Annotated in this window: 6 protein-coding genes; all 6 read left to right on the forward strand. The window is 70.8% G+C overall.

The features are described from left to right. The first annotated feature begins 11 nt into the window (after positions 1 to 11). Positions 12 to 6,884, forward strand: coding sequence for a phage tail tape measure protein (locus tag AB8P05_RS00405; protein ID WP_472758363.1), 6,873 nt, complete (start codon positions 12 to 14; stop codon positions 6,882 to 6,884). After that, complete coding sequence (locus AB8P05_RS00410; RefSeq protein ID WP_472758364.1) at positions 6,884 to 8,458, forward strand: hypothetical protein; 1,575 nt, start codon at positions 6,884 to 6,886, stop codon at positions 8,456 to 8,458. Before AB8P05_RS00405 ends, AB8P05_RS00410 begins: the two co-directional genes overlap by 1 nt. A gap of 3 nt (positions 8,459 to 8,461) precedes the next feature. Further along, the gene (locus AB8P05_RS00415) at positions 8,462 to 9,373 is read left to right on the forward strand and encodes a hypothetical protein (RefSeq protein ID WP_472758365.1); all 912 of its coding nucleotides are present in this window, start codon (positions 8,462 to 8,464) and stop codon (positions 9,371 to 9,373) included. Further along, positions 9,370 to 11,217 carry a hypothetical protein gene (locus AB8P05_RS00420; protein ID WP_472758366.1) on the forward strand — a complete coding sequence of 616 codons (1,848 nt, stop codon included), beginning with the start codon at positions 9,370 to 9,372 and terminating at the stop codon, positions 11,215 to 11,217. The genes AB8P05_RS00415 and AB8P05_RS00420 overlap by 4 nt, the downstream gene beginning before the upstream one ends. Positions 11,218 to 11,225: 8 nt before the next feature. Next, complete coding sequence (locus tag AB8P05_RS00425) at positions 11,226 to 11,705, forward strand: DUF4376 domain-containing protein (RefSeq protein WP_472758367.1); 480 nt, start codon at positions 11,226 to 11,228, stop codon at positions 11,703 to 11,705. Positions 11,706 to 11,779: 74 nt separating this feature from the next. Beyond that, positions 11,780 to 12,541 carry a lysozyme gene (locus AB8P05_RS00430; protein ID WP_472758368.1) on the forward strand — a complete coding sequence of 254 codons (762 nt, stop codon included), beginning with the start codon at positions 11,780 to 11,782 and terminating at the stop codon, positions 12,539 to 12,541. The last annotated feature ends 59 nt before the right edge of the window (positions 12,542 to 12,600 follow it).

The raw sequence follows: 12,600 nt of genomic DNA on the forward strand, positions 1-12,600 counted from the left end.
CGGAGACCGGCATGGCTGATTTCCCCGGCATGATGGTGCCGGTCGGTGCGGACGATAGCGGCCTGCGGCGGGTGCTGTCGCAGGCGGAAGCCCGCGTCGACCAGTTCGCCGGCCGTGTCGACGGTTCCGTGCGCCGCGCATCGTCCAGCTTCGACGCGCTGGGCCGGTCCGCGTCCGGCGTCGCCACCGCCGTGGTGGCTCTGGCCGGCGTGCAGCTCGGCGCCGGAGCCGCCGATTCCCTGGTGGAGGCCACCAGGGCCGCAATGGCGTTCCAAACCGCCATCGCGCAGGTCGGCACGCTGCTGAAGGGGGCCGACACCAGCCGCTACGCCGCCCAGGTCAAGGATCTGGCGCGGCAGTTCGGCGGGCTGCCGACCGACCAGGCCAAGGCCCTCTACGAGGTCATTTCCGCCGGCGCCTACAGTGCGGCCAATGCCATCTCGGTGCTGACCGAGGCCAACCGGCTGGCGATCGGCGGCGTCACCGACGTGCAGACCGCCGCCGATGGCCTGACCTCCGTTCTCAACTCCTACGGTGCCGCTGCCGGCGGTGCGGCCAATGTCGCCGACGCCTTCTTCGCGTCCGCCGCCGCCGGCAAGACCAACATCAAGGAGCTGGCCTCCTACATCGGGCAGGTCGCCCCGATCGCGGCGCAGACCGGGGTGTCGCTGGACGAGCTGATGGCCGCAGCCGCGGCGCTGACCGCCAACGGCATCAAGACCTCCACCGCCATGGACGGCATGCGGTCGGTGATCGCCGCCGTGCTGAAGCCGTCGCAGGAGGCCACTGCGACTGCCCGCGCGCTGGGCCTGGAGTTCAACGCCGGCGCGCTGAAGGCGAAGGGATTCGCCAACTTCCTCCAGGAAGTGGCCGACAAGACCGGCGGCAGCTCCGAGTCGATGGCCCTGCTGTTCGGCGGTGTCGAGGCCCTGTTGCCGGTGATGGCCCTGGCCAGCCGGGAAAGCACCGCGTTTGCCGACGCGCAGCAGGAGCTGCAGAACAAGGTCGGTGCCACCGAGGCCGCCTACAGCCGCCTGGCCGAGACCGGAGAGCAGGTGGCCAGCCGCCTGCGTGCGGCGGCCGAGGTCTACCGCGTCGAGCTGGGCGACCGGCTGCTGTCCGCGGTGCAGCCGGCCATGGCCGGGCTTGCCGACAACTTCGACCGGGTGACGGCAGCGGCGGAAACCACAGCTCTGGCGTTGGGGGCGGCCTTCGTTGCCCGCGGCATCGGGCCGGCCATTCAGGCGGCCGGGCAGTTCGCCGCGTCCCAGGTGGCGCTGCGCAAGGAGCTGCTGACCAACACCGGCCACCTGCTGCAGAAGGAGGCCGCGCTGCGCGCCGGCGCCGCCGCGACGGTGGAGGCGGCGGCCGCCGACGTTGCCGCCGCCCAGGCTGCCCAGGCCAAGGCGCGGTCCGACCTGGCTGCCCGCGCGACGCAATACGAGGCGGCGGCGGCGCTCGACGCCGCCATCGGCAAGACCGCGCGCCTGGTGCTGGCCGAGGAGGCGCTGATCGCCGCCCGCACCGCGCGGGCGGCGGCCGATGCGCGGGTGGCTGAGACCACGGTCGCGCTGACCATGGCGCAGAGTGCCCAGGCCTCCGCCATCGCCGGCACCGGCGTGGCGGCCACGGTCGCCTCGCGCGGCATGGCCCTGCTGTCGGGAGCCATGGCCCTGGTGGGTGGCCCGGTGGGGGCCGCCCTGCTGGCGGGCGCCGCGGCGGTCGCGGTCTTTTCCAGCGGGATGACCGCATCGGAACAGGCGACGCGTCTGCACAGCGACGCGATGCGGGACTTCGACTCCGCCTTCGACCGCAGCACCGGCAAGGTGAAGACGATGACGGAGGCGGTCGCCGCCCTGCGTCGTCAGAACCTGGAGGCCGCCCGCGACGCCGCCCTGGCGGCGGTGAAGCAGGAAGAGACCTATGCGCGGGCCGGTGCCTTCAAGATCGACCGCGCCGCCTACGAGTCCGGCCTGTCGAAGGAGGACGCCGCCAAGGTCTTCGGTCCGGCGCGCGAGCTTCAGCAGCAATTCCTCGCCGGCGCCATCGACGCCGAGGCGCTGTTTGCCGCCATCGACAAACTGGCCAAGCAGGACGCCCGGCTGAAGCCGCTGGTCAAGGCCTTCGCGGAGTGGGCCGCCCCGCTGGCCAAGGCAAAGCAGGAGGTCAAGGAGACCGAGGCGGGGCTGGCGCTGCTGAACGGCACCGCCGACGACGCGGCCAAGGCCGTGCTCGGTGTCGGCACCAACGCGGGCACGGCGGCATCCGGCTTCCAGACAATGGGCGGTGAGGTCGCCGGACTGACGGCGAAGCTCGCCGACCTGGTGGCCAAGTCCAAGCAGTTGGAGGTGCCGGCCGGCTACCAGCGGCGGCTGGCCGAATTGGTCGGGCCGGAGCCGACGAACGGCGATGCCAAGGATCTCGACCTGTGGCGGCGCAAGCGCGACGCCGCCGATGCGACGCTGCGCCCGATCGTCGGTCTGGAAACCAGGGACCAGACCGCCGAGCTGGAGCGGCAGGCCAACGGGCAGCGCCTGTTGGCCGGTGCGGTCACCGATGCGGCCAAGGCGCACGCCCAGAACCGCATCGAGCTGGCCAAGGTCGCGCTGGAATACCCCGGCCTTGGGGCGGAGACAGCGAAGACTCTGCTGACGACCCAGGATTTCGGGGCGGTTCTGAAGTCGCTGCCGCTCGACCTGCAGCAGCGTTGGGCCGTGCTGCAATCGTCGTCGCAGGCGCAGTTGGCCGGGGCGGCGGCGCAGGGCACGCTGCAGCTGCAGCTGCAGACCGATGCGCAGGCGCGGCTGGCCGCTGCTGCCGGCAAGGGCGAGGCAGCGACCCGGCGGGCCACGATCGAGAACCAGGTCGCGGCTGCGGCGGTCCGTGGACTGTCCGCGGCCACCCGGACCAACCTGGAGGCACAGGAGCGGTCCACCCAGCAGCAGCTCCGCACCGAGTCCACCCAGCCGATCCTGGCCCGGATCGAGGCCCAGAAAGCGCTGGTGGCCGCCTATGGGCAGGGGCCGCAGCTGGTCAAGGCGGCGGAGCTGGCCGAGCAGGCCCACACGCTGGCGCTGAAGGAAGGCGAGCAGGGAACCCAGCTCTACAATGAGGCCAAGGCCCATTACATCGAGTTGCTGACCCAGGCGCAGCAGCTGGAGTCGGCGGTGGCGGCCGGGCCGATGCTGCAGCGGCAGCGCGACCAGCTGGAGCTGGGACAGAAGCAGCTGCAGCTGATCGGCGCGTCGGCCGAACAGCGCGCGGTGGAGCTGGCCCGCACCCAGGCCCTGATCGACCTGCGCGAGCGCAACATCGACGCCGCCAGCCGGGAGGGGCAGGCCTATCTGGCCAACGCCGAAGCGCTCGCCCGGCAGAACCTGGCGCTGGAGCGGACCAACGCCGCCTACCAGGAGCTGGAGCAGTTCGGGGATCGCAGCTTCGACGCCATCCTGCAGAAGCTGTCTGCCGCCGGCAAGTCGACCATGTCGTGGGCCGACGCCATCGGCACCGTCAGCGTGGAGCTGCAGCAGCTCGCGCTGAAGATGGCCGTCATCAACCCGCTGAAGAACATGGTGATGGGCACCAACCTGCCCACCGTGTTCGACCTGTTCGGCGGCAGCGGCGAGCAATCGGGACAGGCGCAGGGTGGCGGACTCACCGGCAGCCTGACCAACACCGCGTTGTCGAAGGGCGCCGGCTGGGCGCTCGACAAGATCATCCCAGGCGGCCTGTCCGGGGCCATCGACAGCTTCGGTTACAGCGCGCTCGGCATCGGCAGCCAAGCGACGACGCTTGCCGGGCAAACGGTGCTGGCACCGTCTGCCGAGGTGCTGGCGTCTCAGACGGCCATGCTGCAGGCCGCCAACCCTGGCTTGGCCGTCTCGGCCTCTCCCACGGTGGTGGCCGGTTCTTCGGGCGGTGCGGCCGGTGGCGTGGCTGCCGGGACCGGTCTCTCGGCCTATCTGGGCGCCACCGGCGCCGGCGCCTTGGGTGGCATGGGCGGGGCCTACCTGGGCACCCTGACCAACTCGAAAGCTGTAGGTGGCCTGTCGGGCGCGGCGCTGGGCGCCGGTGCGTCGGCGCTCGCCGCTTACATGGGGCTGGGCGCCATCGGCGGGCCGATCGGGCTGGCGATCGGCGCGGTGGTCGGCGGCATCATGGGGATGATCGGGACGCAGAAAGCGACCGTCGGTCCCAACAGCTCCGGCAACATCGTCATGGACGGCAAGGGCGGTTTCCGCACCGACACCGCCCTGGCGGACAACGGCGCCGACGCCGGCCAGATGCAGCAGCTGACCGATGCCGTCGCCGCGTCGATGAACACGGTGGTGGCCGGGATCGGCGGCAAGCTGACCGGTGGCGACGGCGCCAACACGGGGCTCATCCAGCAGTTCGCCAAGGACGGCAAGTGGTACGTGACCCCCAGCGTCGGCGAGAAGGCCGGGCAGCGCGTCGAGTTCACCGACCAGGACCAGGCCGTCGCCTTCTACATGCGCGAAAGCCTGAAGGGGCTGATCGGCACCGGCCAGCTGACCGGCGTCAACGACGACGTGAAGAAGGCGCTGCAGACCTCCAAGGCGACCAAGGCCGAGGATCTGGCCACCGACCTGGGCTTCGCCGCCGGCTTCCGCCAGCAGCTCGACGTGATGAACGCCAGCCTGGATCCGACCAACAACTTGCTGAAGACCTTCACCGAGAACGCCAAGGCCATCGGTGACCAGGTCAAGACCAACATCACCGATTGGCGCAGCAAGGCCAGCGAGCTGGGGTTGGCGACCGAGACCGAGCTGACCAGCGCCGCCCGCAAGGGCATCGAGGCGATGATGGGGCTCGGCCCGGCGACCAAGCCGCTGGTGGGCATGGCCGCCGCGACCAAGCAGGCCGAGATCGAGTTCGAACAGTTCCGGCCGGCGCTGCTGTCTCTCGGCTACACCACCGGCGAGGTGGCCGAGCTGGCGGCGCGCTACACGAAGAAGCTGCAGGACAGCTACGCCGACGCGGTGGCCTATGTGCAGCGGCAGGGTGCCGTCGCCATTGAGGCCCTGATCGACCCCAACGCCAAGTCCAGCGCGCTGGACCGGCTGCAGGGGATCGGCCTCGACCGCACCAGCCCCGCCATCAAGGGGCTGGCCGGCGTCATCGAGGGGGTGGAGCAGGCAGCATCCGGCGGCACGCTGACGATCGAGGCCGAGCGGGCGGCACTGGGCCGGCTGAACGCTGCGCTCTACGACGGCACCATCAGCGGTGACCAGTACACCACCATGGTGGGGTACCTGACCCAGGCGTGGCAGGACAGCGCCGACGCCGCCCAAACGGCAGCGGAAAAGGCCAAGGCGCTTGCCTCCTACCAGGCCGACATCGCCAGCCGGATGTATGCGGCGCTCGGCAACAGCCGCGGCGCCGGGTTGATCGCGCTGGACGCCCAGCAGGCGGCAGCCCTGGCGGAGGCCACGGCGGCCGGCTACGACACCACCCAGCTGCGCCTGGTGCAGATGGCGGAACGGGCGAGCCAAGCCTTCACCCTGGCACAGCAGGATCTGCTGGACGCCTACGACCGCGAGATCGCCGCCAAGCAGCAGGTGGTCGACTCCATCCAGTCCGGCGCCATCGCCCTGCTGCAGGCCGCGCAGAAGTTTAAGGACGCCCGCGCCGCCTTGCGTGAGGGCGACGACTCGCCGCTGGCGCCGCGCCAGAAAATCCAGGAGGCAACCGACCGCTTCGACGCCGCCTATGCGGTGCTGAAGAACGGTAGTTCCACCGATGCGGAAAAGGAAACCGCCCGGCAGACGCTGCTGCAGGTCGGCCCCACCCTGGTGGCGCTGGAGAAGGCGGCCAGCGGCGGCACCGCGTCGGTGCTGTTCGACAAGGTGGACAGGGTCTTTGCCGAGCTGGGCAACACCAGCGGGCTGAGCCTCGACACCGCCACCCAGGACCTGCAGGTGGCGCAGGACCAGCTGAAGGAGCTGCAGAAGGCCCGGGCCGACGCCGCGGCGATCGGGCAGCGCCAGTTGGGCAGCCTGTCCAGCCTGCGCGACGTCATGGACCAGAGCTATGCCGTCTGGCAGGCGGCGCTGACGCCGCTGATGAAGCTGACCAACATCAACGACAACCGGCCGCGCTACAGCGCGCCGGCGGCGGTGCAGACGGCATGGGATGGCTTGTCGGCCGAGCAGCAGCACGGCATCGCCCGGGCGATGGGCTGGGGTGGCCAGCTGGACGAGGCCTTCAATCTGTGGCTGGTCACCTCCACCCAGCGCGCCACCACCTTCGGCGCCGACGTCACCGCCATCGCCGGCGGGGCGCGCTATGCCGCGCCGGACGACGTCGGCCGGGCCTGGGACGCGCTGACCCAGGCGCAGCAGCTCACCGCCGTTCGCGCCGCCGGCTACGACGGCGGGCTGGATGGCGGGCTGAACGCTTGGGTGAAGCTGGGGCACCAGGCCGCCTTCGAGGCGGCGGTGCGGGCGCAGGCGCACGCCGCTGGCATCCCCGGCTTTGCCACCGGCACCCTGTCCACGCCGCCCGGTGCCGTGTGGGTGGGGGAGCGCGGTCCGGAGCTGCTGTGGCAGGGCGGCGGGGCGGCGGTGGCGTCCAGCGCCGACAGCCTGCGGATTGCGTCGGCCTTCGACGCGGCGGTGAACGGTCTTCCTGCGCCGGCGCCGCTGGTCTCCTTCCGCCGCCCCGACCTCGATGCCGGTGGCGCCGGCGTGGCCGAGCTGCTGGAGGCGGTGGAGGGCCTGCGCGACGAGGTCCGCGCCGTCGGCCGCGACGCCCTCACCCAGCGCGCCCGCATCGGTGCCGATGCCGCCGCCCTGCTGGCCCGCGTCGAGGCCGCCACCAGCGACCTGCCCAGAAAACTCGCCAACACCCGGAGGGCCGCCTGATGAAAGTGCGTCTGATCGATCTCACCCTGTTCCACCGCCCCAGCGGCCACCGCCACCGGCTGCCGCTGGCCACCTTCCCCGGCTACCAGTCCGGCCCGGCCGACATCCCGGCGAACGTCACCTGGCTGCCGCTGGTGACCGCCGGCGCCGACGCGTCGGTGTCGATCGGCAGCCTGGGCGCCGCGGACGGGCAGGCAGAGCTGCGGATCGGCGACCTGGTGCTGCGCAACGAGACCTCGCGCAATCCGGGACAGCGCTTCGCCACCCTGCAGGACCTCGACACCGGCGCTTGGCTGCGCGTCGCCCTCGATGACCGGCCGCTCAACCTGCTGCTGACCGGCGACTATGTCATCCAGTCGGTGACCGAGCGGGAGATCGAGGACGGGGCGCCGCTGGGCGAGGCGGTGACCATCTGGACCGCCCGGGTTGGCCAGCCCAAGCCCAAGCGCACCGAGATCGCCCTGCCGATCTACGACCAGCGCCTCGACTACGACACGCCGATCCAGACCGAGCGCTACGAGGGCACCGGCGGATACGAGGGGCCGGCCGAGCTGAAGGACACGCTGAAGGAGCTGCCGCTCGGGCACTGCCCGATGGCGCGGCCGACCTATCTCGGCATCATCGACGGCTTCCACCGCTGGTCCGTCGGCGGCGGCAAGCCGGTGCAGGACGTGCCAAGGGGCTGGTCTTCCGGTGTCGCGGTGACCAAGCAGAGCGGTGCCACGCCGGCGGACAACGCGCACTTCACGGTCAACCTCGCCAGCGGGATCATCACCACCACGGTGAAGTATGCCGACTTTCGCGTCGAGGTGCTGGGCCGCAAGTTTGCCGGCGTCTACCGCCGCTATATCGGGGAGCTGATCGCCGCCCTGGCCACAGGCGCCGGGCTGGCCGGCACGGTGGACAGCACCGGCATGGACGTGGTGCCGCGCACGGTGGGGCTCTTTCTCGCCGCCGGCGACGGCACCACCCACGCCGCCGCCTACGCCAAGTTCGTCGGCAGCGTGCCGCGGGGCGGCTGGTATGTCGGCACCGCCGGCCAGCTGGTGGTGACCCGCGTTCCCCGTCCGACCGCCGTTGCGGCTGTCCGGGCCTACAGCAGCGCCGCCGGCACCACCACGGGCCTGCAGTATGTCGAGGGTCAGCACAACCCGCCGGCCAAGCAGGTGGTGCTGCGCTGCGCCCACAACCCCAGCCCGTCCAGCAGCGCCGCCACCGACGCCACCGCAGCCGACGCCACCCGCTGGACCCAGGAATGGGTGGAGGTGCCATCGGCCACCGACGCGGCGATCGCCGCGGCATGGGGCAGCTCGGCCAAGGTGGCCACCGTCGAGACCGCCCTGACCTTCAGCGCCGACGCCGCAGCCGAGTTGCCGGCCTGGGTGGCCGAGCTGTCGGCGCCGCCCACACTCTACGAGCTGCCGGCGCTGGACGGGGCGCCCGGCATCTGGATCGGCGACACCGTGACGGTGGAGGACGACATCGCCGGCTTTGCCGATGGGGCGCCGGTGGTGGTCTACGGCCGGACGATCGCGGACCGCACCGGCGGCGCCACCCTCTACGTGGCGCGGTGAGCCATGGCGACCGGACTTCTGGCTCATATCAACGAGCTGTCGGAACAGGACTGCGCCATCACCGGCACCCCTGCCGATTGGAGCAACACGGCGCCGCTCGACGCGCTGAAGACGCTGCCGCTGGTGGATGCCGCGGTCTCCACCCGGATCGGTGACCGCAACGAGCCGGTGGTGCTGGAATGGGAGTGGGACCGGCCGATCGACCTGACCTATGCCGGGCTCTACCGCACCAACCTGTGGAAGACCGGCCGCATCCGGCTGGAGGCCTTCAAGACCAGCGCGCGGACCTCGCTGGCCTTCACCACCCAGCACGCCAGCGGCATCGACCGCCTGGTATTGCCCGGCCTCTACGATCCCAAGACGCTGCGCTTTGGCGGTGAGAACACCGTGCTGGGCCAGCTGGGCGCCCGGGAGTTCCTGCGCTACCCGACGAACATCCATGTGGTGATGCCGCTGTGCAGCGCGCAGGTGCTGCGCTGGACGATCTACGGCCCGGCCTACCGGGTGACCGGCAGCCGCTACAGCACCACCGAGCAGGCCTATCGCATCGGCTTCGGCTGGGCCGGCGACAGCCTAGCAATCGACCGCCATGTCGGTGCGTCGGCGGACGGCTACCGCCGCGGCGGCAAGGTGACCGAGCTGGCCGGCGGCGGTGTGGCGGTGGAGCCCGGGCGCGGCCGGCGCACCGCCACGCTGGACCGCACCGTCAACGAGGCCGGCGACCGGGACCGCCTGTTCGACCTGGTCAACTTCCTCGACGCGGACCGGCCCGCGGTGTGGCTGCCGGACACCGACAGCGCCTTCGACTGCTACCGCTACGGCGGGCTTTTCCAGGTCATCGAGGACTTCAGCCAGAAGTACCTGAACGACCTGCACAGCGCCGCCACGATTTCCCTTGGTGAGGTGACGACATGACGACGCTGGCCAACATGCTGGCGGCGGCCCAGCGGCTGCTGAACTACTACAACGGCGACGAGAAGACGGCGCAGAACCCGGGCGGCCTCACCGGCGTGGGTGGCATGGCCGACAACTGGGATCCCTGCATCCAGGACATCGGCACGGTGGCCAACGGCGTGGGCACTGCCCTGACGGCGGCCTCCACCAGCGAGGGGAACGCCGCCGCGTCGGCAACAGCTGCAGCTGGTAGCGCCACTGCGGCCAACGCCTCCAAGCTGGCGGCGGCCACCAGCGAAGGTAACGCGGCGGGTTCGGCCACCGCGGCGGCTAACAGTGCGTTGGCCGCCGCCGGCAGTGCGACGGCGGCCAACGCTTCCAAGCTGGCGGCAGCCACCAGCGAGGGCAACGCCGCGGGCTCTGCGGCGACGGCGACGCAACAGGCCGGGATCGCCGCGACCAAGGCTGGCGAGGCTGCTGGATCGGCCACCACGGCGACGCAGCAAGCAGGGATCGCCACGACCAAAGCCGGCGAGGCTGCCGGTTCCGCCACCACGGCGACGCAGCAAGCGGGGATCGCCGCGACCAAAGCCAGCGAGGCGGCGGCGGCGGCGGACCGTGCGGCGACCTTCGACCCCGCGACTTTCGCCAAGCTGGCCTCCAATGCCTTTTCGGGCAAGCAAACCATTGTCGCCAGTGGTGCCATCCTGCCCGCGTCCACCGGGATTGCCGGGCAGAACAATGCCGGCGCCCTTGAAGTTCAGTCGCAGACAGGGGGCAATGGGGCGACCGCGGGGGCTGCTTTCATCTCGTTCCACCGGCCGGGCAACTTCGCCGCGCACCTGGGGCTCGACACAGATAACAAGCTGAAATATGGCGGGTGGTCCCTCGGGCAGAATGCTTATGAGATATTCCACGCCGGCAATCTGCCGGTAACTGTGTCGAATGGTGTCATCAACTTCGCTTCTCCGCCCACCGTCGCCGGTAATGCTATCGGCGGTGGCGAGGATACTGCCGCGTCGATTGCCGCCGAATCGACCGTCAACATCGGCAGCACGACCGCCAAGGCGATCAAAATCACCGCCGGCACCGGTCCCATTACTGCCTGGGGCGTCGCTCCAGCCGGCGCGCATCGCGATATCACCTTCGCCGTCCCGGTGACGCTGACCTATAACGCCACCTCGGCCATCCTGACCGGCGGCGGCGATATCAACACGATGGCCGGCGACACCTGCCGGATGGAGAGTCTGGGCGGCGGCAACTGGAAAATGCTGAGCTACCAGCGGGCCAACGGCAATGTGCTGGGCACGGCCACCGCGCAGGCGCTGAGCACGAGCGACAAGTCCGGCAACGCAACGCTATCGAACAGCAATCGCACGGTCACCACATCGGACGGCGGTGTGGCATCCGGCCGCGCCGCCGTCTATGTCAGCACGCCGATCTATTGGGAGGTGGTGGTCAACACGGTCGGGTCCAGCAATGCCGGCGTCGCTGGAGCTTTGGCACCGACCAACGATTACCTGACCAGCAGCGCCTATGGCTGGGGCTATCTCAGCAATGGCAACAAGGCCACCAACGGCGGAGCCTCCGCCTTCGGTTCGGCATGGTCTGCCGGCGATCGGCTATGCTTCGCTTACAACCCCACGACTCGGGGGCTGTGGATGGGCAAGATCGTTGGCGGTGTCGCCGTGTGGGGCGGGAGCGGCGACCCGGCGGCCGGCGCCAGCCCGGCCTACACCATCCCGGCCGGCACGGCGGTGTTCCCGTCCTACTCCGTGGCCGGCAGCGGCGCCTCCCTGACCTTCCACTTCGCGGCCGGACAGCAGGTCGCGGCGGCACCCACCGGCTTCACCGCCTTCAACTGAGGCCAGACATGGACATCCTTAACACCGTTCCTCCCTTCGACGGCCGAACCCACCGTATGGCGGAGACCTTCACCGACACGCCCGATCCTGAGCGGAGCCGCATCGTCCGGACCTGGGGTGTCGGGCCGATCCCGCTGGACGAGGTGAAGGCGGCGCACAAGGCCGCAGCGACCGATATCCGCTGGCAGAAGGAAACCGGCGGCATCGTCATCAACGGTGTCCCGGTGGCGACCGACGACCGGTCCAAGACGCTGATCCTGGGCAAGCGCGCTCAAGCGCAGGCTGATCCCGCCATGATCTTCCGGTGGAAGGCGGCCAGCGGCGACTGGGTGGATCTGACCGGCGCCCAGATCATCGGCATCGCCAATGCCGTCGCCGACCATGTCCAGGCCTGCTTCGACCGCGAAGGCGAGTTGCACGACGCCATCGACGCCGCCGGAACCGCGGAAGCGGTGCTGGCCGTGGACCTCACCGCCGGCTGGCCCTAACCGTCCGCGACAACACTCCAACCCCCACCGACCCGGCGCCTGCGAGGCGCCTTTTTCATGCCCGGAGGACTCCCATGCGTGCCATCCCGCAAGCCGCCGTCGACCTGGTGATGGAGGCCGAAGGCCTGCGCCTCACCGCCTACCCGGATCCCGCCACCGGCGGCGCTCCCTGGACGATCGGATACGGCCACACCGGTCCGGACGTTCGGCCGGGACTGCGCATCACCAAGGCGCAGGCCGAGCAGCTGCTGCAGGCCGATCTGGTCACCGCCGCGGCGGTGGTCGACCGCGCCGTCACCGTCGAGCTGACCGACAACCAGCGCGGGGCACTGGTGGCCTTCGTCATGAACATCGGCGCCGGCCGGAAGGCCAAGGGCAAGGACGCAGGCAAGGACGGGTTCGTCACCCTGAAGGGCGGCCAACCCTCCACGCTGCTGCGCAAGCTGAACGTTGGTGACGCCGCTGGCGCCGCGGCCGAGTTCGCCAAATGGACGCGGGGCGCCGGCAAGGTGATGCCCGGCCTGGTCAAGCGCCGGGCGGCCGAGGCGGCCCTGTTCCTGTCGGACGAGGTCCACCCGGTCAGCCGGGTTGCCGAGCTGGCGCCGGCCATGAAGCCGATGGCCAAGTCGGTCAGCGCCGTCAGCGGCGGCAGTGCGCTCGGCCTCGCTGGCGTGGCCGTCCTGCTGGACCAGGCGCGCGACATCTCCACCGCCATCAAGGAGCTGCTGCAGGCGCTGCCGTCTGGGGCGCTGGGCTGGGCGGTGGCCGCCCTGCTGGGGCTGGCTGTGGCGGTGATGCTCTGCCGGCGCTGGGACGACCAGCGCAAGGCGGCCTGATGTTGGCCTTCCTCGCCACGGGCTTGGGCCGAGCGGCTGCCGGCCTGATCCTCGCCGGC

The sequence above is a fragment of the Azospirillum sp. VT-I1 genome (genome assembly GCF_055698305.1).

What these genes read in the sequence shown, in the direction of transcription:
- AB8P05_RS00410 (WP_472758364.1), top strand. Translation starts at nt 6,884, where the DNA reads ATGAAAGTGCGTCTGATCGATCTCACCCTGTTCCACCGCCCCAGCGGC.
- AB8P05_RS00425 (WP_472758367.1), top strand. Translation starts at nt 11,226, where the DNA reads ATGGACATCCTTAACACCGTTCCTCCCTTCGACGGCCGAACCCACCGT.
- AB8P05_RS00405 (WP_472758363.1), top strand. Translation starts at nt 12, where the DNA reads ATGGCTGATTTCCCCGGCATGATGGTGCCGGTCGGTGCGGACGATAGC.
- AB8P05_RS00430 (WP_472758368.1), top strand. Translation starts at nt 11,780, where the DNA reads ATGCGTGCCATCCCGCAAGCCGCCGTCGACCTGGTGATGGAGGCCGAA.
- AB8P05_RS00415 (WP_472758365.1), top strand. Translation starts at nt 8,462, where the DNA reads ATGGCGACCGGACTTCTGGCTCATATCAACGAGCTGTCGGAACAGGAC.
- AB8P05_RS00420 (WP_472758366.1), top strand. Translation starts at nt 9,370, where the DNA reads ATGACGACGCTGGCCAACATGCTGGCGGCGGCCCAGCGGCTGCTGAAC.